This window comes from Methylobacterium sp. J-030, assembly GCF_022829545.1.
In the GTDB taxonomy this organism is placed as follows: Bacteria; Pseudomonadota; Alphaproteobacteria; order Rhizobiales; family Beijerinckiaceae; genus Methylobacterium.
This window is the reverse complement of sequence record NZ_JAKSYM010000322.1, coordinates 1-21184: the sequence shown is the minus strand read 5'-3', so window position 1 is coordinate 21184 and position 21184 is coordinate 1. Positions and strand designations below refer to the sequence as shown.

General features: G+C 70.4%; 21 protein-coding genes and 1 pseudogene. 6 read left to right on the top strand and 16 right to left on the bottom strand.

Features of this window, described 5'->3' with window-relative positions; genetic code table 11:
• Positions 1 to 250: 250 nt before the first annotated feature.
• The 4 genes from MKK75_RS25020 to MKK75_RS25005 are packed head-to-tail and all read right to left on the bottom strand — an operon-like array spanning position 251 to position 3285.
• On the bottom strand, positions 251 to 661 hold the full coding sequence (locus MKK75_RS25020) for a response regulator (RefSeq protein ID WP_244045206.1): 411 nt from the start codon (positions 659 to 661) through the stop codon (positions 251 to 253).
• A gap of 49 nt (positions 662 to 710) precedes the next feature.
• Complete coding sequence (locus MKK75_RS25015) at positions 711 to 1172, bottom strand: hypothetical protein (RefSeq protein ID WP_244045205.1); 462 nt, start codon at positions 1170 to 1172, stop codon at positions 711 to 713.
• A gap of 19 nt (positions 1173 to 1191) precedes the next feature.
• Entirely contained in the window at positions 1192 to 1689 is a 498-nt protein-coding gene (locus MKK75_RS25010) for a hypothetical protein (RefSeq protein WP_244045204.1), read from the bottom strand.
• 30 nt (positions 1690 to 1719) lie between these two features.
• Positions 1720 to 3285 carry a chromosome partitioning protein ParA gene (locus tag MKK75_RS25005; RefSeq protein ID WP_244045203.1) on the bottom strand — a complete coding sequence of 522 codons (1566 nt, stop codon included), beginning with the start codon at positions 3283 to 3285 and terminating at the stop codon, positions 1720 to 1722.
• Positions 3286 to 3725: 440 nt separating this feature from the next.
• Here MKK75_RS25005 and MKK75_RS25000 point away from each other — a divergent pair, with 440 nt between their 5' ends.
• On the top strand, positions 3726 to 4373 hold the full coding sequence (locus tag MKK75_RS25000; protein WP_244045202.1) for a peptidase inhibitor family I36 protein: 648 nt from the start codon (positions 3726 to 3728) through the stop codon (positions 4371 to 4373).
• 475 nt (positions 4374 to 4848) lie between these two features.
• Here the strand turns inward: MKK75_RS25000 and MKK75_RS24995 are convergent, their stop codons facing one another.
• Positions 4849 to 5142, bottom strand: a complete 294-nt coding sequence (locus tag MKK75_RS24995) for a hypothetical protein (protein ID WP_244045201.1) — start codon at positions 5140 to 5142, stop codon at positions 4849 to 4851.
• 412 nt (positions 5143 to 5554) lie between these two features.
• On the opposite strand from MKK75_RS24995, the gene MKK75_RS24990 reads away from it, so the two are divergent.
• Positions 5555 to 5767, top strand: coding sequence for a hypothetical protein (locus tag MKK75_RS24990; protein ID WP_244045200.1), 213 nt, complete (start codon positions 5555 to 5557; stop codon positions 5765 to 5767).
• 39 nt (positions 5768 to 5806) lie between these two features.
• On the opposite strand, the gene MKK75_RS24985 is transcribed toward MKK75_RS24990, so the two are convergent.
• Positions 5807 to 6253 (bottom strand): response regulator, encoded by a 447-nt coding sequence (locus MKK75_RS24985; protein ID WP_244045199.1) that lies wholly within the window; start codon positions 6251 to 6253, stop codon positions 5807 to 5809.
• Positions 6254 to 6479: 226 nt separating this feature from the next.
• Here MKK75_RS24985 and MKK75_RS24980 point away from each other — a divergent pair, with 226 nt between their 5' ends.
• Positions 6480 to 7193 (top strand): hypothetical protein, encoded by a 714-nt coding sequence (locus tag MKK75_RS24980; RefSeq protein WP_244045198.1) that lies wholly within the window; start codon positions 6480 to 6482, stop codon positions 7191 to 7193.
• Positions 7194 to 7248: 55 nt separating this feature from the next.
• On the opposite strand, the gene MKK75_RS24975 is transcribed toward MKK75_RS24980, so the two are convergent.
• The 7 genes from MKK75_RS24975 to MKK75_RS24935 form a co-directional block, all read right to left on the bottom strand.
• Positions 7249 to 7626: a hypothetical protein gene (locus tag MKK75_RS24975; protein ID WP_244045197.1), complete on the bottom strand. Its 378-nt coding sequence runs from the start codon at positions 7624 to 7626 to the stop codon at positions 7249 to 7251.
• A 354-nt stretch (positions 7627 to 7980) separates the two neighbouring features.
• A complete protein-coding gene (paoC, locus tag MKK75_RS24970; protein WP_244045196.1) occupies positions 7981 to 10200 on the bottom strand; it encodes an aldehyde oxidoreductase molybdenum-binding subunit PaoC in 2220 nt (739 codons plus the stop codon).
• Positions 10201 to 10203: 3 nt separating this feature from the next.
• Entirely contained in the window at positions 10204 to 11154 is a 951-nt protein-coding gene (locus MKK75_RS24965; protein ID WP_244045195.1) for an FAD binding domain-containing protein, read from the bottom strand.
• The gene (gene paoA, locus MKK75_RS24960) at positions 11151 to 11711 is read right to left on the bottom strand and encodes an aldehyde dehydrogenase iron-sulfur subunit PaoA (RefSeq protein ID WP_244045194.1); all 561 of its coding nucleotides are present in this window, start codon (positions 11709 to 11711) and stop codon (positions 11151 to 11153) included. Before paoA ends, MKK75_RS24965 begins: the two co-directional genes overlap by 4 nt.
• Before the next feature lie 242 nt (positions 11712 to 11953).
• Positions 11954 to 12151, bottom strand: coding sequence for a hypothetical protein (locus MKK75_RS24955; protein ID WP_243998730.1), 198 nt, complete (start codon positions 12149 to 12151; stop codon positions 11954 to 11956).
• A 100-nt stretch (positions 12152 to 12251) separates the two neighbouring features.
• Positions 12252 to 14726 carry an EAL domain-containing protein gene (locus MKK75_RS35855; protein WP_279594110.1) on the bottom strand — a complete coding sequence of 825 codons (2475 nt, stop codon included), beginning with the start codon at positions 14724 to 14726 and terminating at the stop codon, positions 12252 to 12254.
• Positions 14727 to 14839: 113 nt separating this feature from the next.
• Complete coding sequence (locus MKK75_RS24935; protein WP_244045262.1) at positions 14840 to 15298, bottom strand: NUDIX hydrolase; 459 nt, start codon at positions 15296 to 15298, stop codon at positions 14840 to 14842.
• 245 nt (positions 15299 to 15543) lie between these two features.
• Here MKK75_RS24935 and MKK75_RS24930 point away from each other — a divergent pair, with 245 nt between their 5' ends.
• Positions 15544 to 16017: a CYTH domain-containing protein gene (locus tag MKK75_RS24930; protein ID WP_244045193.1), complete on the top strand. Its 474-nt coding sequence runs from the start codon at positions 15544 to 15546 to the stop codon at positions 16015 to 16017.
• 278 nt (positions 16018 to 16295) lie between these two features.
• Here MKK75_RS24930 and MKK75_RS24925 read toward each other — a convergent pair whose 3' ends face one another.
• Together MKK75_RS24925 and MKK75_RS24920 are read right to left on the bottom strand one after the other, a co-directional pair.
• On the bottom strand, positions 16296 to 16844 hold the full coding sequence (locus MKK75_RS24925) for a hypothetical protein (protein ID WP_244045192.1): 549 nt from the start codon (positions 16842 to 16844) through the stop codon (positions 16296 to 16298).
• A 181-nt stretch (positions 16845 to 17025) separates the two neighbouring features.
• The gene (locus tag MKK75_RS24920) at positions 17026 to 17259 is read right to left on the bottom strand and encodes a hypothetical protein (protein ID WP_244045191.1); all 234 of its coding nucleotides are present in this window, start codon (positions 17257 to 17259) and stop codon (positions 17026 to 17028) included.
• A gap of 339 nt (positions 17260 to 17598) precedes the next feature.
• Between MKK75_RS24920 and MKK75_RS24915 the strand changes: the two genes are divergently transcribed.
• Together MKK75_RS24915 and MKK75_RS24910 are read left to right on the top strand one after the other, a co-directional pair.
• A complete protein-coding gene (locus MKK75_RS24915; protein WP_244045190.1) occupies positions 17599 to 19170 on the top strand; it encodes an ABC transporter substrate-binding protein in 1572 nt (523 codons plus the stop codon).
• A gap of 275 nt (positions 19171 to 19445) precedes the next feature.
• Positions 19446 to 20774, top strand: coding sequence for an MFS transporter (locus MKK75_RS24910; protein ID WP_244045189.1), 1329 nt, complete (start codon positions 19446 to 19448; stop codon positions 20772 to 20774).
• 271 nt (positions 20775 to 21045) lie between these two features.
• On the opposite strand, the pseudogene MKK75_RS24905 reads toward MKK75_RS24910, so the two are convergent.
• A pseudogene (locus MKK75_RS24905) lies at positions 21046 to 21184 on the bottom strand (porin family protein); the annotation flags it as partial.

Below are 21184 nucleotides of genomic sequence, written 5' to 3'. Positions count from 1 at the left end.
GGCGCACCGCTGCTCGTGGTGTGCACGCCCTGTTCCCGGACGGGTGGGGCGCCCGCGGAACCTGATCCGGGACCCGGCACACGAAGTGCCGCGCCGGCGGCACAGGTTGTTCCGGATCGACGCTGCGCGAGGTGTCGTGCCGAGTCCCGGGTCGCGTTCCGCTGCCGCGACATACGCCCGGGAAGCGGTCGGTGCAGAACGGGTTCGACGCGATGGCGTCGGATCGCTGCTGGCACCGAAAGGGCCGTCCCTACGGCCGCAGCGGCTCCGGCTTCTGTCCGTCGGGGAGGATCTCCCGCAAATGATCGTGCACCATGTCGGCGGTGAAGGGCTTGCCGATGAAACGGGCCCCGTCGGGCATGTCGCCCGGTCCCGGCTGGACCCGTCCGGACGCCACCACGATGGCGATGTGCGGCCAGCGGCTGGCGGTCTCGCGCGCCACCGCGAAACCGTCCCGCGAGCCCGGCATCTGCACATCGGTGAACAGCAGCACGATCAGGGCGTGTTCCCGGCCGAGCAGCGTCATGGCCGTGTCCCCGTCGCTGGCCTCGAAGGTACAGAACCCGGCCTCCGCCAGGATATCCATCGCATCCATGCGGATGAGACCGTCATCGTCGACCACGAGGGCGTAGGGTGCCGGGGGCTGGGCTGATCCGCTCATCTCCCAATAAGTCTTGATCCAGGTGAAAGGTTCGCAGGCGCGGTCGCCGTCAGTCCTGGTCCGTGATCCCCGGGCGGTCGCCGATCCGATCGAGCAGATCTTCGAGCCGGAACACCGACCGCTCGGCCAGGAAGGCCCTGTGCTCCGCCTGGATGACCCGGAACTCGGCCTCCATGCAGCGCATGACCACGCGCTCGTAGTCGGACGAGATCTCCGCGAGGGCGCGCTCCAGGTCGGCGTTGCGCCGGTCGAGCCCCGACAGGTCGGATTCGAGAGCCCGGATCGTCGCGTCCTTGTGGGTGCGCTCCTCGTAGACGCGCCGGAACAGCCCGCTCGCCCGCTGCTGGATCACGGCACGCCACCCCTGGAACCCGCGAATCTCATCCGCAGCCTGCCGGATGAGCGCGAGGGTCAGGCGCGGATCGATGACGCGGAAAGCGGCGTGCGGATCCTGCACCAGAGGAAGGGTCTCGGCGATCCCATCCGCCCCTATGGTCGTCGACTGCGCCATCGTCGCATGCGGACCGGTGCTACTCGGTCTCTTCGGGGGCACCGGTCACGGGCGCGGGCTTGGCACGGTTGCCGAAGGCCTCGATCGCCGCATCGTGCAGGCGGACGAGCCATTCCTCGGCCTCCGAGGCCCGCGCCTCCGCCAGCCGGACCCGCTCCTCGGACCGCGCCAGGTTCTGCACGCCCGTGGCGACCTCCTGCTCCAGGCGCCGGATCTCCAGATCGGCCTGCGCGACCACCTGGGCGAGCTGCGCCTCCAGCTCGGACGCCCGCTCCTCGCCGACCCGGATGGCCTCGCTGGCCTCCCGAATCAGGTCGACGGCCGAGGACCATTCCCGGGTGATGGTAGGGCCGCCATCGTGCGCGCCGTCACCGGTCGGGAAGGCCCCGTTCCGGCTCTCGATACCCATGAAGCTGACCACCTTCTCGGGGGACGCGTCCGCCTTCGCCTGCCACGCGCGCATCATCACGTTCGGGCTGCCGTTGTAGCCCGCATCGATCGAAGCCCTATCACTCATCGTTGGAACCCCTCACAGGACAGCATCGGATCAACCGGCCGTGCCGGGAGATGCGAACGGGTGCACGTTGCTCGGCTCGTCGCGCTCGGCGTGTGGCGCCGGCTCGTGCGGCAGGCCCTCGCCCGCCCCGTCCGGCTTGCGCCAGCCGCGGCCGGAGCGCTTGAGCGCCTCGTACTGCTTCTGGAGCGTCGCCCGGGTCTCGCGGGCGATGTCGAGGGCGCCCTGCACCAGGGCCCGCTCCGAGCGCTCGTTCTGGAGGTCCTCGGAGAGGCGCCGGTTGGTGGCCTCGAACTCGATCCGGGCTGCTTCCTGGCGGTGGGTCAGCTGCTCGATCCGCTCGGTCAGGGCGGCGTTGCGGGAGCCCGCCTGCTCCAGGGCCGCGTCCTTGGCGGCGAGGGCCTTGGCCAGCATGTCGCAGCGCGCGTCGAGGTCGCCGCGGGCGCGCTGCATCTCGACGAAGCGCTCCGTCTGCCGGGCGAGATCCTCCTGGATGGTCTCCAGACGCCGCTCCGCGGTGACGCGGGCGATGTTGGTTTCCTTGTAATTCCGCTCCGCGAGCCGATGGGCGTCGTCCCGGTCGCGCAACTGCACCCGGGCCTGCGCGAGGAGCTGCTCGTTCGTGTCGGCCCGGTTGACGGCGGCCTCCAGCTTCATGGCGAGCGCCGAGCGCTCGCTGCGCAGGGCGGTCGTGTCGGCCTCGAACTGGGCTTCCAACCGGACGCGGTTCGCGACCTCGGCGGCGAGCAGGCCCTCGGCGGCCCGCGCCTTCTGACGCTCGACCTCGACCGTGCCCTCGACGGTCCGGCACCGGGCCTCCAGCTCGTCGAGGCGCAGGGTCTGGTCCTCGTTCTGGGACCGCAGCCGCCGGTTGTCCTGTTCGAAGGCCGCCAGGGTCTCCCGCGCCGCCAGCAGGTCGTGCTCCGTCCGCGTCAGCGCGCTGTCGGCGGTCTGGGCCTCCGTGCGCAGCGCCTTACCCTCGGCGACCAGCGCCTTGCTCTGCTCGATCTCGGCGGCCAGGCGCCGCTCCAGGTTCTCGAACGCCAGCACCCGGTCCCGGAGCTCGATCGCCTGCCCGGCCAGGGCGGCGTCGCGGGCGTGGAGCTGCTCCTCCGCCCGGGCGACCCGCGCCGACGCCTCGGAATACTCGTTGGTCAGGATCGAGATGCGGGCCGAGAGCTCCGCGGCCTCCAGCCGGATCGCCTTGCCGGTCTGGAACTCCTGGGCCAGCGAGGTCTCCAGCTCGGCGATGCGCATGCTGGCGCGCGGCAGCTCGTCGCTGATGCTGACGATCGGCTCCAGGATCGACACGAAGTCGTCCTGCAGCGAGCGGATGTCCTCCAGCCGGTCCACCATGGCGTCGATGCGCTGCCGCAGCATCTCGTCGCGCTTGCCGATCGCGTCGAGGGAGGAATGGGTCCGGTCGGCTTGGGTGACCCGCTGCATCGGCGCCTCGGCGTTCAGGCGCGCCCGGACCTGCGGCATCGCCGGCTCGGCCGCGGGCCGGGATGCGGTCGGGGCCGGCACCTGGGTCGGCGGCTGCGACTCGGATCCCCCCTCGGACGAGGAGAGCATGTTACGAAAAGACGTCCACGCCATGAAACGAGCTCGCGCGCGCCCACAATCCGGGCGAATTAACTAAATCTTAAAGCTATATGACTGTCGAGCGATATTTTGCCTTCTACTTCGTAGTTCACAGGCTGAGACTGCCGGTGACTCCGCGCATGGCTTTCGGGCGCCCGAAGGACTTCGGGCGGCGGGTTCGCGGCCCGTCGCCCGGTGCCGCTCGGCGGGTCGCGGCGCAGATCGTTCTACCCTTGCCGGCGGGTCGGCGCCGACGGGGCATCGCGCGCGCCGCGCGCGCCGGAGCCGAGGCCGGATCAGCTATTAACGCATCGTTAACGATTTACCGGACGTTAATAAACCGGTCCATGGCCCGATACTGAGAAATCCTCGATCTCGGGTGCCCGGTGTAGCGTCCGGGTGACGAGAACTGTGTTCAGGGCCCCGGGGCCCGCGACAGCGCGAGGAGGGTTGAGGTGACGGCGATCGTTCTGGCTGTGCCGGCTGTCGAGCTTCCGCGGGAGGGTCGGCGCTCCTACGCGCCTCAGATCCTCCTCGCCGCGGGTTGGGTCGGTCTGTTCGCCTATTGCGCCACCTACCTGACCGAGGACATGCCGTTCCGGAACTCGGCCCCCCTGGCGGTCGGGGAACCGTTGTTCGATCAACCGGAGGATCTGCCGCGCCGCGCTTTGGCGATGGCCAAGTCGGAGGAGCCGGCGCCGGCCGCCGCGAGCGTCGCGGCCCCGGCGGCCGCGTCCGCCGTCGAAGCGGCACCCGCATCGGCCCCCGCGGCTCAACCGGTCGTGCCGGCCTCGGCCCCGCGCCCGGCCGCCGAGTATGTCGGGACCTGGGGCCCGACGGCCGAGGCCTGCGGCGCCCCGTCGCGCCGGCAAGGCTATCTGCCCGCCATGATCACCCCCGAGCGCGCCAGGGCGGGCGCCACGCTCTGCACGTTCCACGACACGCATCGGTCCGGCAACGCCTGGACCATGGCGGCCGATTGCGCCGACCGGGACCGCCGCTGGTCCTCCCGCGTTCGCCTCGTCGTCGAGGGCGACCGCCTGACGTGGTCGAGTGCCTGGGGTAGGTCCGACTATATCCGCTGCGGCCGCCGCGCCGGGTGAGGCGCGACGGCCCCGTTGCCTGGCAGACACGTGTTGGCGGGCCCCACGGTACACGACACGAGACTGCCAAGCCGCATGTCGGCCATCCGATCCCCTCATCCTGAGGTGCCGGAGCGGAGCGCGGACCTCGAAGGAGCCCTCCAGGGATGGCGCGGCTGGCTGGAGCCCGCCGTCTCGAGACCCGCGGACACGGGCTCCTCTGGATGAGGAGGTCGGGTGGGATCACCCGATGACGCTAACCACAGGTCACTGTCGTGGACCGTGGGCGGGCCAGCGCTTCATCCGCCGAGCTCCTCGGCGTGTCGCAGGGTTTCGTCGCCAAACCGGTGGCCACGTTTGCGAAACCCGCCTGGAGCCGTGCCCGATCGTGCACGGCTCCCAGTCTCCGGTCGGACGCGCACCCTGCGCCGAACCGGCGTCCACTCCGGCGCAGAGCGCTCCAAGTCGGGGAAGGCGCGCGTCTGTCAGGCGGCCTTCAGCCGCCGCCGCCGTTGCCGCCGGCGCCGCCGCTGCCCGTGGAGCCGACCCGCGACGGTTGATCCTCGTTGCCGGCGGCGGCCGAATCGGTCTCGATCCCGTCGGCGGCGCGGCCGGTCGGCGAGTATGTGAAGGCGTCCGCGTCGCCGGTCGTATTGTTCTGGCGCGTGATCACGCCGGGAGCCCCGGGCGGTATGACGACCTGGGTGCGGGTGGGGGTCTCCACGACCTGCGCGATGGCAGGGGTCGCCAGGGCCGCCATGACGGCGGTGGCGAGGGTCAAGCGAGTCACAGCGTTCTCCGGGTAGAGCCTACAGGCCGGATAGGTCCGGTTGTGTCGATCAACACGAGCCCCGCCCCAGGGATCCGCAACGCGTATGCAACGGTATGCAGAACGTGCGCTGCAACACCTCATTTACTTATAGAAACATGGTGTCTCGATTGTAATAACGAGATCTTTATTGCATTTCAGTCCAGAGCATCGGGAAAATGTCTTGCCGGCCCGCAAGCCCGTGGTGGCGTTTCAGCGCGGTTCAGCCGAAACTGCGCGCCGCTTTCGGGACAGCGCCGGACCGGCTCGACTCATCGCCGGCTAACCATGGGGCGCAATTCCGCATCGCGAGTCGCTCCGACGGACGGCGCAGGCCGGTTATCCGGACGTTCCCAGCGGAGCGGACCAACCCAACGCGTCGAGGCGATATCCGATGGCCGATCAGAACGGGCAGCAGCTCTCCGACGAGGAACTCGACCGCCTGGCCCGCAAGCTGTTCGCGGAGGTGCGGGCAGAGAGCCCGGAGGCGAAGGAGGGGCGTGCCCTGGAGAGTGCCGGCGCGATCGCGGGCGAAGTCATCCCCGGCCTGCCCGACTGGCTGGTGTCGGACGACGGCGATGCGGAGGCGGGCGAGAGCGGCGATTGATCGGCATCCGTCAGGCTCGGCCCGGTCGAGGGAACGGCGTCAGGCGCGATGCTGCGCGCTCCCGGGCGCGCGCGGATCGGACGCGGCATCCGGGCTCTCCAGGCCCCGCGCCGTCAGCACCGCCCGCAGGGCCTTCGCGAGCCCGTCCGCGGTGAACGGCTTGCGCAGGTAGCCCGCCCCCATCGGCACCTCCCCCTCGGCCGGCCAGACCATCCCCGACACGATCAGGATCGCGCGCTCGGGCCAGCGCGCCGCCACGGCCTTGGCGAGGGTGAAGCCGGTCAGGGGCTCGCCCCCGAGGTCGACATCCGCCACCATGGCGACGAGTTCGGGCCGGGCGGCCAGATGCGCCTGCGCGGCCTCGACGGTGGAGGCCTCGGCCACTTCGTAGCCGGCCTCGCGCAGGGCCGTGGCGGCCTCCATGAGCTGCACGGGATCGTCCTCGACCAGCAGCACCGCGGGCTGCGGCGCACACGCCTCCGCCATAGGGATCTCCAAGCGACAGATGCCGCATCAACGCGGCTCGGGCCGGTCGCGCCCGTCCCCGCCCGGTCACGTTGCCGTGGCGGGATGGAGATGGTCTTCCGGGGCGGCGAACCAGAATGCGGGATCGCGAGTTGGTGCACCTCGCGAATCGGCCGTGCGGCGGGAAGCCCGCCCGGAGGCGTCGCGGAGCGGCTCCGCGGGAGCCGGATCGCTGAGGAGCATCGGCATGCGGCAGGTCAAGTACAGGCTGAACGAGCCGGGCCTGCGCCCGCGCCGCACGCGGCTCGAGATCCCGGGCTGGGCGGGGCAGCCCGAGCCCCGGACCGACGGATCGCAGGAATACGCCTGGCACTGCATCCCGTTCTCGGAGGCCGCCAAGGCGGGGATCGAGCTCTTCTACCCCTACGCGGCCGAGCTGCACGTCAGCACGCGGGACGGCCAACTCGTCTTCGAGGGCGATTTCGGGCCGCCGCCCGAGCCGGGGCTCCAGTGGCCGCCGTTCCGGAGTTTTGGCGAGGCCTACTACACCTACCAGATCCTCCTCGACCTGAAGGTGGAGGAGGGTTGGGCGATCCGGACCGAACCGCACCCGTGCTTCTACACCGACCGGACCGGGACCGTGCCGGTCGCTGTGCCCGCACTCCTGCGCCACTGGTGGCCGATGATGTACTTCATGGTGTTCAAGGCCCCCGACGAGGGGCGAACCCACGTGTTCCGGCCGGGCGAGCCGTTCATGCAGATCACCGTCGTGCCGGTGGATGCGGAGTTCGACCTCGTGCCGATGCCCGAGGACGAGGCCGCCGAGCGCGAACTGCAGTCCCGGCGCATCTACGCGAGCCGGCATACCCTGTCGGCGGATTCGCAATGGACCTCGGCGACCAACACGGTGTTCGACGGGACCTACCGGCGCATCCTGGGGGCGGCCAAGAGCCAGGGCTGAGCCAGGGCTGAGCCAGGGCTGACGGCGGGGCGCAGGCACGCCCCGCCCGGAAGCCTCAGTACCCGTACGGGCGGAAGTACCCGTGATGATGGTGGTGATGGTGATGGTAACGCCGGAAGTACCGGTGATGGTGGTGGTGATGGTGGTAGAACGGCCGGAAGAACCGGTGGTGGTGATGGTGGTGATGGTAGTACTGGGCCTGCTGGACCGTCGCATCGCCCTCGGAGGCGGCCGCCAGGGGCTCGGCCTGTACCGTCGCGTCGGACTCCTTGAGGAGCGCGACGGCGTCGGGAATCGGCTTCAGCAGATCGGCATAGCTCTCGGCCTGCATGGCGGCCTGCAGACGGACCGGGGGCGCTGCGGCGGCCAGGGCCGGATCGACGGCGGCCAGAAGGGTGACGGCCCCGACGAGGCCAGCGACTGTCTTGTCCATTGACGGGCTCCTTAGAGGAACAGCGCACCGGCCACGTGGACCGCAAGTCGTGCGCGGCCGGAAACATCGCATCCGCCAAAAGCGTTCCGGTGCGTTGGCCGTCTAACGGGCCAGGACATTCACATTCTCGGCAGAATCTGAGGTATTGGCCGCCGCCCGAGCACGATCCGATGCGGATCATTCTTTATGACATAAAATTTAGTCGCTCGTCTGCGGACCTGCAGGGCCGCCTCTAGCTTGCGCGGCCGGAGGCCGACCGGAGCGCCATCGCCACCCGTTCCGGCGCGGCGCGAGACCCACATCCCCGACGATCGCCCTCTCCCAGCCCGTGGGAGAGGGCGTCGCCTCCCGCGATCAGGCCGCGTCCGGCATGCGGTCGAGGAGCTTGTCCAGGGTGATCGGATAGTCCCGCACCCGGATCCCGGTGGCGTTGTAGATCGCGTTCGCCACCGCGGCCCCGACCCCCGAGATTCCGAGCTCGCCCACCCCCTTCGCCTTCATCGGCGAGGACATCGCGTCGACCTCGTCCAGGAAGATCACCTCCTGGTGCGGGATGTCGGCGTGGACCGGCACCTCGTAGCCGGCGAGATCGTGGTTGGCGAAGAAGCCGCGCTTGGTGTCGACCGCCAGCTCCTCCATCAGGGCTGCGCCGGTGCCCATGACCATCCCGCCGATCACCTGGCTGCGGGCCGATTTCGGGTTGAGGATCCGCCCCGCCGCGCAGACCGCCAGCATCCGCCGGACCCGCACCTCCGCGGTGTAGAGGTCCACGCCGACCTCGACGAAATGCGCGCCGAAGGTCGAGACCTGCTGCGTCTTGGAGAACTTGCCGAACTCGATCGTGTCCTCGGCGACCAGCGCGCCGTCGGATGCGGCCTCGGCCAGCGGGATGGCGCGGTTGCCCGCCCGGACCTCCCCGTCCTCGAACACCGCGTCGGTGGCGTTGAAGCCGAGTTTTTGCGCAATCGCTTCCCGCAGCTTCACGCAGGCCGCATAGACGCCCGCGGTCGAGGAATTGGCACCGAACTGTCCCCCCGAGCCCGCGGAAACCGGGAACTCGGAATCGCCCAGGCGAACCGCCACGCGGTCGAGGGGCACGCCCATCATCTCGGCCGCGGTCTGCGCGATGATCGTGTAGCTGCCGGTGCCGACATCGGTCATGTCGGTCTCGACCGTGACGGTGCCGCCGGAGTCGAGCCGCACCCGGGCGCCCGACTTCATCACCATGTTGTCGCGGAAGGCCGCCGCCATGCCGAGGCCGACGAGCCATTGGCCGTCCCGGACCTGCCCGGGCTTCGGGTTCCGTTTGGCCCAGCCGAACTTCTCGGCGCCGAGCTTGAGGCAGCCGACGAGGTCGCGCTGCGAGAAGCGCAGATCCGGCTGGGTCGGGACGACCTGCGTGTCGTTGCGGATGCGGAACTCCACCGGATCGAGGCCGAGTTTCTCGGCCATCTCGTCCATGGCGACCTCCAGCACCGCGAGGCCTGGGGCCTCGCCGGGCGCGCGCATGGCGTTGCCCTCGGGCAAATCGAGCCGGGCCAGCTTCATGGCGGTCAGGCGGTTCTTGCCCGCATAGAGGTACTTGGTCTGGTTCACCGCGGTCTCGGGATCGCCGTCCGGCAGGTTGCCGGACGTGCTCTCGTGCGCGATCGCCGTGATGGTGCCGTCCTGCGTCGCGCCGATGCGCACCCGCTGGATCGTGGCGGGCCGGTGCGTGGTGTTGTTGGCGATCAGCGGGCGCGTCAGCGCCACCTTGACGGGCCGGCCCGCCTGCTTGGCAGCGAGCGCCGCCAGCACCGCGTCGGCCCGTATGAACAGCTTGCCGCCGAAGCCGCCACCGACATAGGGCGCGTCGAGCCGGACCTTCTCCTTCGGCAGGCCGAGCATCTTGGCGATGCTGCCATGGCCCCAGCCGATCATCTGGTTGGAGGTCCAGAGCGTGACCCGGTCGCCCTCCCAGGCCGCCACCGTGGCGTGCGGCTCCATCATGGCGTGGCTCTCGTCGGCGGTGATGTAGGTCGCGTCGAGGGTCACGGGCGCCTGCGCGAAGGCGCCCTCGAAGTCGCCGACCCGCTCCTCGCCGTTGCCGCCGCTGCCCTCGCCGCTGTCGGCCGGCACCGGCTCGGCGGTCTTCGCCGCCACGGCGAGGTCGAACTGCCCCGCCTCGGGGGCGTAGTCGACCGTGACTAGGAAGGACGCCGCCCGGGCCTGCTCGAAGGTCTCGGCCACCACGACCGCGATCGCCTGATGGTAGTGCTGGATCACGTCGCCGCCGAACAGGTAGGCGACGTTCATCACGCCGCGGGCGATCCGCGGGGTGTCGAGGGTCGTGACCACTGCGAGGACGCCGGGCGCCCGCCGGGCCGAGGCCGTGTCGATGCCGCGCACCCGGCCCTTGGCGATGGCCGAGCCCAGCACGTAGCCGTAGGCGGCATCCGGCGCGACGTCGTGGCGCTCGTAGGCGTAGGGCGCGGTGCCGGTGGTCTTGTACTTGCCGTCGATCCGGTCGGTGGCATGGCCCACGACCTTGAGGCGGTCGATCGGGTTCGGGCCGGCGGGGGAATCGAACTTCATGGCTCAGGCCCTCGCTTGGTTGAGCGCCGCGCCGAGGGTCCGCTCGGCGAGCTTCAGCTTGTAGGCGTTCTCGTGGGTCGGCTCGGCGTCGGCGAAGACCTTTTGGGTCACGGCCCTCGCGCCCTGGGGCAGGTCGGCCTCGGCCGCCTCCACCCTCCAGGGCTTGTGGGCGACGCCGCCGAAGGCGACGTGGCCGCTGCCGTCCTTGCCGAGGATCGCCGCGACCGAGACCAGCGCGTAGGCGTAGGAGGCCCGGTCGCGCACCTTGCGGTAGATATGCGTGCCGGGAACCGGCTTCGGCAGCGTCACCGCGGTGATCAGCTCGCCGGGCTTGAGGTTCGTGTCGCGCGAGGGATCGTCGCCGGGCAGGCGGTGGAACGCGGCGATCGGGATCTTTCGCGCGGCGCCGGCGTCGTCGACCGTCTCCACGGTGGCGTCGAGGACGCGCATGGCCACCGCCATGTCGCCCGGATGCGTGGCGATGCAGGCCGCGCTGCCGCCGATCACCGCGAGCTGGCGGCTCACCCCGTCCAGCGCCGAGCAGCCGGAGCCCGGCTGGCGCTTGTTGCAGGCCTGGGCCGTATCATAAAAATACGGGCAGCGGGTCCGCTGGAGCAGGTTGCCGGCGGTGGTCGCCTTGTTGCGGAGCTGGCCGGAGGCGCCGGCGAGCAGCGCCCGGGCGAGGACCCCGTAATCCCTGCGCACCCGCGGATGGGCGGCGAGGTCGGTGTTGCGCACCAGGGCGCCGATCCGCAGGCCGCCATCGTCGGTGGGTTCCACCGCATCGAGGCCGAGCCCGTTCACGTCGACGAGGTGGCGCGGGGTCTCGATCTGAAGCTTCATCAGGTCGAGCAGGTTCGTGCCCCCGGCGATGAACTTCGCTTGGCCGTTGCGGGCGACGGCGGCGGCGGCCTCGGCGGGTGTGCTGGGGCGCTCGTACGTGAAGGACTTCATGCCCGCGCTCCTGCCACCTCGGTCATCGCCTCGACGATGTTGGAATAGGCGCCGCAGCGGCAGATGTTGCCGCTCATGCGCTCGCGGATCTCGGCCTCGGTGACCTGCGGCGCGGCTTCGAGATCGGCGGTGACGTGGCTCGGGATGCCGGCCTTGATCTCCGCCAGCACGGCCACGCCCGAGCAGATCTGGCCCGGCGTGCAATAGCCGCACTGGTAGCCGTCGTGGCGGACGAAGGCGGCCTGCATCGGGTGGAGGTGATCGGGCTGGCCGAGGCCCTCGATCGTGATGATCTCGGCGCCCTGATGCATGATCGCCAGCGTCAGGCAGGCGTTGATGCGCCGGCCGTCGACGATCATCGTGCAGGCGCCGCACTGGCCGTGGTCGCAGCCCTTCTTGGAGCCGGTCAGGTGCAGGTGCTCGCGCGCGGCGTCGAGCAGGCTGGTGCGGGTGTCGAGTTCGAGGTCGCGGCGCTGGCCGTTCACCGTGAAGGTGACCTGGGCGAGGATCGGCGCGTCGGTTCGTTCAGAGGCCGCCGGTGCGGTGGCTCCCACCATCAAGTTTCTCCGGTTCGAATCAAAACTGTGCGGCCGGTGCTTCCCCGCGCGGCGCGGGCGTGCGGACCGACACGAATGGGCTCACCCGCGGGACAGCACCGAAAGCCTAGATCGCCTCCAAGGTAGGCGACAAGCGCGCGCCGATCAGGGGGCGCTGTGAAGCTGGGCCCATCCGTCGCGCCCGCGCAAACGAAAGGGCCGACCCGAAGGCCGGCCCCTGTCACCGCATCCGTGCGGGGCGCTTACTCGGCCGCCGTCATCTCGGGCGTGTAGTGGCCGCACCAGTCCTTGGAGGCGACCACCGGCCAGAGGCCCTTCGATTCGGGGGCGGGCTGGCTGACGGGCGGGTTGAAGCGGCACAGGCCGGCATCGTTCTGGGCGACGGCGCCGTTGCCCTTGTGCTCGTCGAAGAACCGGCAGGTCTCGCACTTCGCATTCATGATCAGGCTCCCGTAGGATCGCGGATCGCTCAAAACTTAGAAGCGATCCAATCTGATGAACCAACGGCGGGGCCCTGTGCCGGTTCCCGTCCCGGCGGCCTCAACCGGCGAGCGCGAGGCCGGGAGCGACCCGGGCGGCCACGTCGGCGGCGGGTTCGAGGGCGACGGCGTAGTCGGCGATCGGGCGCGGCTTGCCGAAGAGGTAGCCCTGCATCTCGCCGCAGGCCTCCTCGGCGAGGAACACCCGCTGCGCCTCGGTCTCGACGCCCTCCGCCACCACCCCCATGCCCAGGCTGCGGCCGAGGCCGAGCACCGCGCGCACGATCGCGGCCGCCTGCGGCTCCGAGCCGAGCTGCGACACGAAGGAGCGGTCGATCTTCAGCTTGTCGAACGGGAAGGCCTGGAGCGTGGCCAGCGACGCGTAGCCGGTCCCGAAATCGTCCATGCTGATCCGGATCCCGTAGCTCCGCAGGCGCCGGAGGATGCCGACAGCCCGGGCCATGTCGTTGATGATGATGCTCTCGGTGACTTCGAGTTCCAGACGGTCGGGCGCCAGACCGGTCTGCGCCAGGATGGCCAGGACCCGCTCGGGCAGGTCAGGTCTCTGGAACTGCCGGGGCGAGAGGTTCACCGCGATCTTGAGGGGCTGCGCCCACCCCGCCGCCTCGTGGCAGGCCGCCCGCAGCACCCACTCGCCCAGGGCGATGATCAGCCCGGTCTCCTCCGCCAGCGGCACGAAGACGTCCGGGCCGATAGGGCCGCGCTCCGGGTGGACCCAGCGCAGGAGCGCCTCGAACCCGATGAGCGCGCCGGTCCGGCCGTCCACCTGCGGCTGGTAATGGAGGCTGAGCCCGTCCTCGTCCATGGCCTGGCGCAGGTCGCGCTCCAGCACCCGGCGGGCCTCGGCCTCCTCGTCCATGGCGGGGGTGAAGACGCGGAACGTGCCGCGTCCCTCGGCCTTGGCCCGGTAGAGCGCGAGGTCGGCGCGCCGGTACAGGCATTCCGCCGCGGTGCCGTGCTCGGGAGCGAACGCGATGCCGACGCTCAGGCCGACGCTGATCCGGTGCCCGCCCACGCTGAGCGGGTGGTCGAACAGCGCGATGAGGCGTTCGGCCAGGGGGCCGGCCTGCACGGCCCCTCCGGGGACCAGCACGGCGAACTCGTCGCCCCCGAGGCGCGCCACGGCCCCGGCGCCCGCCACGCCCACGAGACCGCCCGCGACGTGCCGCAGGAGTTCGTCCCCGGCCTGGTGGCCGAGGCTGTCGTTCACGCCCTTGAACCCGTCGAGATCGAGGTACAGGACCGCGCAGGCGCCCCCGTGCAGGGCGATGTCGGCGAGGCTGCGCGCCACGGTCTCGTGGAACAGCGCCCGGTTCGGCAGGCCGGTGAGCACGTCGTGACGGGCGAGGCGCGCCACCTCGGCCTCGGCGGCCTTGCGCTTGGTGATGTCGGTGAAGGTCCGCACGAAGCCGCCATCCGCCAGCGGGACGGTACGGACCTCCAGAACGAGGCCGTTCGGCCGCGTGCGCTCGTGGACGTGAGCCCGCCCCGCTTCGCCGCGCGCGACCCAGGCGCGGAAGGCCCGATCGGTGGGGTTCCGCTCGCGCTGGCGGGCCTGATAGCGCAGCACCATGCGGTAGCGCGGCTGGGCCTGCATCATCGCCCGCGGCAGATCGAGCAGCGCCAGCGCCCGCTCGTTGCACACGCGCACGATGCCGCCCGCATCGACCTTGATCAGGCCCTGGTCCATGCTGTCGAGGGTGTCGTCGAGCAGCCGAGTCTTCTCCTGGAGCATGCGGCCCTGGCGGGCCAGCGCGACGTTCATGCCGTGCAGGCGGTCCAGCATCAGCGTCAGGGCACCGAAGGCCAGGATCACCGCCATCACGGCCGCGATGCCGCTGGCCAGCACCCCGCGGTCGAGGCCGAGTTGCGGGACCGCCAGGGCCGGATCCGGCACCACCCGGGCCGCCGCCATGGCCAGGAAGTGGAGCAGCGCGATGGCCAGCGTCAGGATCGTGGCCGCCGCGGCCCGGGTGCGCCCGTCGGTGCCGCTGACGTGGACCGCCATGCCGACCGCCGCCAGCAGGCCGCCCGCCGCGATGGCTGTCACCACGAGCGCGCCGTCCCAGGTGAAATGCCCCGGCAGCCGCACCCCCGCGATGCCGAGGAAGTGCATGCAGGCGATGCCGAGGCCGAGCACGAGGCCCGCCCCCGCGCCGACCCAGGCCGACGAGCCCGCAGACGACCCCGCCGACGATCCCGAACGCGCGAACAGGAAGGCCGCCGTGGCCGCCGCGATGGCGACGGCCAGCGACAGCAACGTGATCCGGGGCTCGTAGCCCAGGACGACGCCGGGGTCGTAGCCCAGCATGCCGATGAAATGCGTGCTCCAGATTCCGGAACCGATCGAGAACCCCGCCGCCAGCGGCCAGATCAGGGCGGGGCCGCCGTCGCGGATCCGAACCCGCTGTTCGAGCTTCAGCGCGACCGAGCAGGTGATCCAGCACACGCAGGCCGCGAGTACCACGACCCAGACAGTGTGCTCATCGGCGAGGCAGGTGAAGGCGCGGTACATCGAATGGACCCAACCGGCGGTATCGTCCGGAAGGCTACGCCGTGAATACTAATCATAAGTTGCATACTGGCGGTAAGAACACGCAGCCCGGGGTCGCGCCGAGCCGCGCATCCTCAGACACGGGCGCAGGCGGGCCCCGCGGCGAAGCCCGCGAGCAGCCGCCGGAGATCGTCCTCCTGGACGAGGCGCGCCGCATCCGCCGGGGCGAACCACCGGAGCGTCCGTTGCGCCTGCTCCGGCCAGCGTGGGTGCTGGACCTCGACCCGCAGCGGGTAGACGCGGACCTTGCAGGGCAGCGCGCGCCCCTGGGCGAGGCGCTTCTCGTAGCGGTACCACCCGACTGGATCCGCCGCGATCTGTCCCGTCAGGCCGGCCTCCTCGAACGCTTCCCGTTCGGCGGCCCGATGCGCTTTGCGGCCGATCATCGGCCAGCCTTTGGGGATGATCCAGCGGCCGGTATCCCGCGACGTGATCAGCATCACTTCGACCTGACCGTCCGATCCGATGCGGAACGGCAGCGCCGCGACCTGCTTGAGCGGCTTGGCCTGCGCCTTCCGCAGCAGCTTCTTCAGGCTCGGACGTTTCGATTCTGTCTTCAGCGATGGACTCGCGGGTGAGAAAGGACGGGTTTGCCGACGGTGATTCTGCAATCTTGCGACTCCTACATCCTTTACATAGTTGAAGAATGTGGCAACACGTCCCGCCTCACGCGGCGAAGAGCCATGCATGTCACGCTCTTCTCAGCATTGGCCGGACTGCTTGCCGCGCGCCGGTTTGTCGGCGAAACTTCCACGATTGAATGACCCTGAGTCGCAGCATGGCTGTCGAAATCGAGCGCAAATTCATCGCGGGCCCCGCCGTGCTGGCGCATTGCCGGTCGGGGACGCCGCTGGTTCAGGGCTATCTCTTCACCGATGACGCCAACACGATCCGCATCCGCCAAGCCGGCGAGCGCATGCTGGTGACGTGGAAGAGCCCGCGGCGCGGCACCAGCCGCGAGGAGGTCGAGTTCGCGGTCCCCCCGGCGGACGGCGCGGTGCTGCTGGCGCGCGTGCCGGCCAACCGTCGCTTGGAGAAGACGCGCTTCCGCGTCGAGCATGCCGGGGCGACCTGGGACGTCGACGTGTTCGGCGGCGCGCTCGCGGGCCTGATCCTGGCGGAGATTGAACTCGCGCGCGAGGATCAGCCGGTGGTTCTGCCGCCCTGGGTCCAGCGCGAGGTCACGGGCGATCCGCGATACCGCAACTCGCGCCTGGCCGGGGGCGCGAGGCCCGAGCGGTCGGCGGCTTGAGCTCCCATCGACCGGTCTGGCGGATGCAGCAGGCCGTGGATATCCGGGGCTGATACGGTTTCCGTTGGAACGCCGCGGTCGATGCGGCGCGACCATAATGCGCGCGGTGCCGCTGAACCGCCGCGCTCCGTCCGGAGCGACGGCCACGCCGGAGTCATCGACGCGAACACTGGATCTGCATCGTGTTCGGGAACGGTTCTCGGGGAAAGCGCACGACGGCTTTCCCACGCCCATGACGGCCATCCACGGCACGCAGGCGTTTAATGCCTGAGCCCGCTTCAGCGCAGATAAGGCGGGAGACGGCGCTTCCAGCGTTCGCCGAGCCGGAGTTCCTTCGTCCGACGCCAAGTCGGGGATCGTGGTGCTGCGCCCTGTCCGGGCTCATCGGCAGCCGCGGCGACCGGCTTCACCGTCAGCGTGGCAATCCGTTCCGCCCGGGCCGCGGTCGGACGGACCTCCCGCGCCGGCTCGGCCGGGGCCGCCTCCGGTGCCGGCTGCGCGGCCACGGGGGTGCGTTTGCGCCGCGTCCGCCGGGGCGGCGCCTCGGCCGGGAACTCAGGCTCGGCCTCGGGCTCGTCCGCACCCTGGAACATCGGAACGAGGCTCGGCAGGACGCGCCGGACCGGTGCGTCCGGCTCCTTCGGCTCCGCCCGCGGAGGCGGCGCCGCCTCGAACGCCGGCTGCGCCGACTTGGGCTCGGCCTGCGCCAGCTCCGGCCAGAGGACCTTGTCGGGCCGCGCCTGCGGCTCGGGGACTTGCAGAGCTGTGCGTGGGGTCCGGGCGTGCTTGACTTCGACCATAAATGGCCGCGCGCTACGGCGCTTCATGTATACCGATCCTTGGAAGCATTCGAGCCGAAACGTCGGCGGCACGAACACTCTTAGGTTAAGCCTGATCTCGATGGATGTCCAGAAACACGGCCCCGTATCCGCAGAATTTCTTTGCGTCCAAGATCGAGTGCGGCCGCCGCGGCGGACCTCAGCGGTTGATGGTGCCGTCCCGGACCAATCAGGCGGCCTGCAGCGCCACCGGGGCCGGCCGGGCCTGCGGCGTCGCGATGCTGCCGAACAGGGATTGGTAGAGCGCCGCCGGCGATCGGATCCGGCCGCTTGCGTCGGTGATCGTCACGTCGGCCATGCCGGCGGCGATCAGGCTCATGCCCTGGTCGAGGGCGGTGAGCACGGAGGCGTGCTGATAGGCGAACCGGCGCGCGGCGAGGCGTGCGGAGACCGTGAAATTCATGGTGGCGCTTGATCCTGGAAACTCGCGTCCGGTCGAACGACCGGGTGGCGGCCGCGCATCGCCGGCCGGATCGACGCCCTGGGGACGTCCTGACTGCCGGGCTCGACCGCTGCGGCCGTATGAGGGGCAATAAAGTCTTTCTGTTGACAAAACATTGTTCCTGCGACCGATCACGATGGAAAAACGCGTCCGTAGGATCGAATAGAGTTCTTTCCGCTTACCGGATCCGCGGACCGGTCGCCCGGGGGATGGGGCGTCGCCGAGGGACCGAGGCCGTCTGACGCCGCCTGGCCCGGGGCGTGCTACGCTCGGCCGGACCTCATCGGGTGGACAGGCCGCATGCTCAACAGACGATCCTTCATGGCCCTGTCGGGCGCCGCGCTCGCCGCCCCGGCGCTGGCGCAGGGCACGGCCGCCCGGGTCCTCAAGTTCATCCCGCAGGCCGACCTGACGGTGCTCGATCCGGTCTGGACGACCGCCTACGTGACCCGGAACCATGGGCTCGCGGTGTTCGACACGCTCTACGGCACGGATGCCGCCTACGCGGCGCAGCCGCAGATGGTCGCCGGCCACACCGTGGAGAACGACGGCAAGCTCTGGCGTCTGACGCTCCGGCCTGGACTGTCCTTCCACGACGGCAGCCCGGTGCTCGCCCGGGATTGCGTGGCGAGCGTCGCCCGCTGGGGCAAGCGCGACGCCATGGGCCAGACGCTCATGGCCTATACGGACGAACTCTCGGCCGCCGACGACCGGACGATCCAGTTCCGCCTGAAGAAGCCCTTCGCGCTCCTGCCGGATGCCCTCGGCAAGGTCGGCTCCTCGATCTGCGCGATCATGCCGGAGCGGCTGGCTAAGACCGACCCGTTCACGCAGGTGACCGAGATGGTCGGCAGCGGACCGTTCCGCTTCAAGGCCGACGAGCGCGTGGTCGGCGCCCGGGTCGTCTACGAGCGGTTTGCCGGCTACGTCCCCCGGGAGGGCGGGGAACCGAAATGGACCTCGGGCTCCAAGCGCGTCTTCGTCGACCGCGTCGAGTGGACCACCATCCCCGATCAGGCCACCGCCGCCTCGGCCATGCAGACCGGCGAGATGGACTGGTGGGAGCAGCCGCCCGCCGACCTCGTGCCGACGCTCGGCGGCCTGACGACGCGGATCATCGATCCGACCGGCCTGATCGGCTGCCTGCGGATGAACCAGCTTCAGCCGCCCTTCGACAACCCGGCGATCCGGCAGGTGCTGCTGAAGGTCGTCGACCAGACCGACGTCATGCAGGCGGTGACCGGCACGGATCCGAAGCTGATCCACGTGCCGACCGGCTTCTTCTGCCCCGGCCTGCCGATGGCGAGCGATGTCGGCCTCGACGTGTTCACGGCCAAGCGCGACTACGAGGGGGCCAAGAGGGCGCTGGCGGCGGCGGGCTACAAGGGCGAGAAGGTGGTGCTGATGGGCGCCTCCGACTTCCCGAGCCTGAAGGCGATGGCGGATGTCGCGGCCGACATGCTCAGCCGCGCCGGCTTCAACGTCGATTACCAGATCATGGACTGGGGCTCGGTGGTGCAGCGGCGGACCAAGAAGGACCCGGTCGCGCAAGGGGGCTGGAGCGCCTTCTGCACCTTCTGGGCGGGGCTCGATCAGGCCAATCCGGCGGTCAGCGCCTTCCTGCGCGGGACCGGCCAGACCGCCGCGATCGGCTGGCCGACGAGCGCGACGATCGAGGCCCTGCGGGACCGGTGGCTCGACGCCCCCGACACCGCCGCCCGCAAGACGCTCGCGGACGATCTGCAGCGGCAGGCCTTCATCGACCTGCCCTACCTGCCGCTCGGCCAGTACTTCAACCAGACTTCGTACAAGCCGTCCCTGACCGGGGTGCTCGACGGCGTGCCGGTGTTCTGGAACGTGAAGAAAGGTTGAGGGGAGGCGCCGCTCCCGCCCCGGGACCGCCTCGATCGCGCAATCCTCGACGGTCTCCCGGCCTACGAAGACGCCCGCACCGTCAACAGATCCGGTCCGTCACCGCATCGCACCGGCTTCCCAGCCGCGCCGGTGACGGGCTAAGCAGGATCGGCACAGGTCACCGCCAGAGATGACCGGCCCGCGAGGACGCCCGAGAGGTCCGTCACCCCGCCGTCGCGGTGGGGCCGGGCGTCCTCCGAATCCGCGCGGACTCCGCGATGAGGACAGGCCCGATGCCAAGCCCCGTGACAGGCTCCCCGGACGAGACCGCCCTGGAACGCGCGGCGATGCGCCGGATCGGGTGGCGGCTCGTGCCGTTCCTGATCCTCGCCTACTTCATCTCCTTCCTCGACCGCGTGAATGTCGGCTTCGCGGCGATCCAGATGAACCACGATGTCGGCCTGTCGGCTACCGTGTTCGGCTGGGGCGCCGGGATCTTCTTCCTCGGCTACTTCCTGATGGAGATCCCCAGCAACCTGATGCTCGAGCGCTTCGGGGCGCGGCTGTGGATCGCCCGGATCATGGCGACCTGGGGGCTGATCTCCGCCGCCATGGCGCTCGTGCAGGGGCCGTGGTCGTTCGTCGGCCTGCGCTTCCTGCTCGGGCTCGCCGAGGCCGGGTTCTTCCCGGGCGTGATCCTCTATCTCACCTACTGGTTCCCCTCGGCCTACCGGGCGCGGATCATCGGGATCTTCATGATCTCGATCCCGATCTCGTCGTTCCTCGGCTCGCCGATCTCGGGGGCGCTCCTCAACGTGACCGGGCTCGGGCTCGCGGGCTGGCAGTGGCTGTTCATCCTCGAAGGGCTGCCGGCGGTGCTGATGGCGGTCGCGGTCCTGTGGTTCCTGCCGGACGGTCCGCGGGACGCGGCCTGGCTGCCCGCGGCCGAGCGCGACTGGCTGGCGCGGCAGCTCCAGGCCGAGGCGGCGCGCAATACGAAGCGCGGGCAGGCGGCCAAGCCGCCCCTGTGGGAGATCCTGCGCGACCGGCGGCTTGCCCTGTTCGCGGCGATCTATTTCGGCTCGACGGCGAGCAGCTACGGGCTCTCGTTCTGGACCCCGCAGATCGTCAAGAGCTTCGGCCTCGGCAACGTCGAGACCGGCCTGCTGAACAGCATCCCGTACGGCTTCGCGTCGGTCGCCATGATCCTGTGGGGCCGGCACAGCGACCGGACGGACGAGCGGCGCTGGCACCTCGCGCTCTCCTTCCTGATCCTGGCGCTCGGGCTCGCGGGCGGTACGGTGCTGACCGGGCTCGGGCCGGTGGTGGTGGCGCTGACCGTGGCGGCGGTCGGCGTCTACATGCTGAAAGGACCGTTCTGGGCGCTCGCCACCGAGCAGATGCCCCCCGCCACCGCGGCGGCCAGCATCGCGGCGATCAACGCGGTCGGGAATCTCGGCGGCTTCCTCGGGCCCTACCTGATCGGCGCGATCAAGGACGGGACCGGCAGCTTCACCTTAAGCCTCCTGCCCCTGGTGGCGTTCGCGCTGATCTCGGCGGCCCTGTCGCTGGTGCCGGGCCGCGCCCCGCAACCGGGCGCCCGCCGACCCTCGACGGCCTGACCGCGCGGCGGGCGCCGGTTCGCCCCGTCCACACATCTGCGTCGGACAGGAGACGAACGGCTCCGCGCGTCTCCCCCCCTCTGCTGGGGAGGGCGGCCGCGTCGGGGATCGGGACCGCCCGACCTGTCGACCGGACGATGATCCCAGATCCGACGTGCAGTTCCGCTCGCTGAAAGCGGAGAGGCCGCCCCCTCGCGGAAGCGGCCTCTCCGATCGTCAGGCCTGGGGAGCGGCGGCCGGCAGGCCGGACCGTCGCTCCGTCGGCGTCGTCTCAGTACGAGCCGAACTTGTAGTTCAGGCCGGCGCGGACGACGGCGAACTCGTCGGCGCGGCGTCCGATCGGGCTGGAATAGGCGGGGACGAGGTTTGCGGCGTTGACGACCAGGACACCCTGGTTGCGGGTGTTGCGG

Bases quoted from the DNA above. Each gene is read 5' to 3' on its own strand.
- MKK75_RS25020 (WP_244045206.1), bottom strand. From the start codon at position 661: ATGAGCGGATCAGCCCAGCCCCCGGCACCCTACGCCCTCGTGGTCGAC.
- MKK75_RS25015 (WP_244045205.1), bottom strand. From the start codon at position 1,172: ATGGCGCAGTCGACGACCATAGGGGCGGATGGGATCGCCGAGACCCTT.
- MKK75_RS25010 (WP_244045204.1), bottom strand. From the start codon at position 1,689: ATGAGTGATAGGGCTTCGATCGATGCGGGCTACAACGGCAGCCCGAAC.
- MKK75_RS25005 (WP_244045203.1), bottom strand. From the start codon at position 3,285: ATGGCGTGGACGTCTTTTCGTAACATGCTCTCCTCGTCCGAGGGGGGA.
- MKK75_RS24990 (WP_244045200.1), top strand. From the start codon at position 5,555: ATGGCCGATCAGAACGGGCAGCAGCTCTCCGACGAGGAACTCGACCGC.
- MKK75_RS24985 (WP_244045199.1), bottom strand. From the start codon at position 6,253: ATGGCGGAGGCGTGTGCGCCGCAGCCCGCGGTGCTGCTGGTCGAGGAC.
- MKK75_RS24980 (WP_244045198.1), top strand. From the start codon at position 6,480: ATGCGGCAGGTCAAGTACAGGCTGAACGAGCCGGGCCTGCGCCCGCGC.
- MKK75_RS24975 (WP_244045197.1), bottom strand. From the start codon at position 7,626: ATGGACAAGACAGTCGCTGGCCTCGTCGGGGCCGTCACCCTTCTGGCC.
- paoC (WP_244045196.1), bottom strand. From the start codon at position 10,200: ATGAAGTTCGATTCCCCCGCCGGCCCGAACCCGATCGACCGCCTCAAG.
- MKK75_RS24965 (WP_244045195.1), bottom strand. From the start codon at position 11,154: ATGAAGTCCTTCACGTACGAGCGCCCCAGCACACCCGCCGAGGCCGCC.
- paoA (WP_244045194.1), bottom strand. From the start codon at position 11,711: ATGGTGGGAGCCACCGCACCGGCGGCCTCTGAACGAACCGACGCGCCG.
- MKK75_RS24955 (WP_243998730.1), bottom strand. From the start codon at position 12,151: ATGAATGCGAAGTGCGAGACCTGCCGGTTCTTCGACGAGCACAAGGGC.
- MKK75_RS35855 (WP_279594110.1), bottom strand. From the start codon at position 14,726: ATGTACCGCGCCTTCACCTGCCTCGCCGATGAGCACACTGTCTGGGTC.
- MKK75_RS24930 (WP_244045193.1), top strand. From the start codon at position 15,544: ATGGCTGTCGAAATCGAGCGCAAATTCATCGCGGGCCCCGCCGTGCTG.
- MKK75_RS24925 (WP_244045192.1), bottom strand. From the start codon at position 16,844: ATGAAGCGCCGTAGCGCGCGGCCATTTATGGTCGAAGTCAAGCACGCC.
- MKK75_RS24920 (WP_244045191.1), bottom strand. From the start codon at position 17,259: ATGAATTTCACGGTCTCCGCACGCCTCGCCGCGCGCCGGTTCGCCTAT.
- MKK75_RS24915 (WP_244045190.1), top strand. From the start codon at position 17,599: ATGCTCAACAGACGATCCTTCATGGCCCTGTCGGGCGCCGCGCTCGCC.
- MKK75_RS24910 (WP_244045189.1), top strand. From the start codon at position 19,446: ATGCCAAGCCCCGTGACAGGCTCCCCGGACGAGACCGCCCTGGAACGC.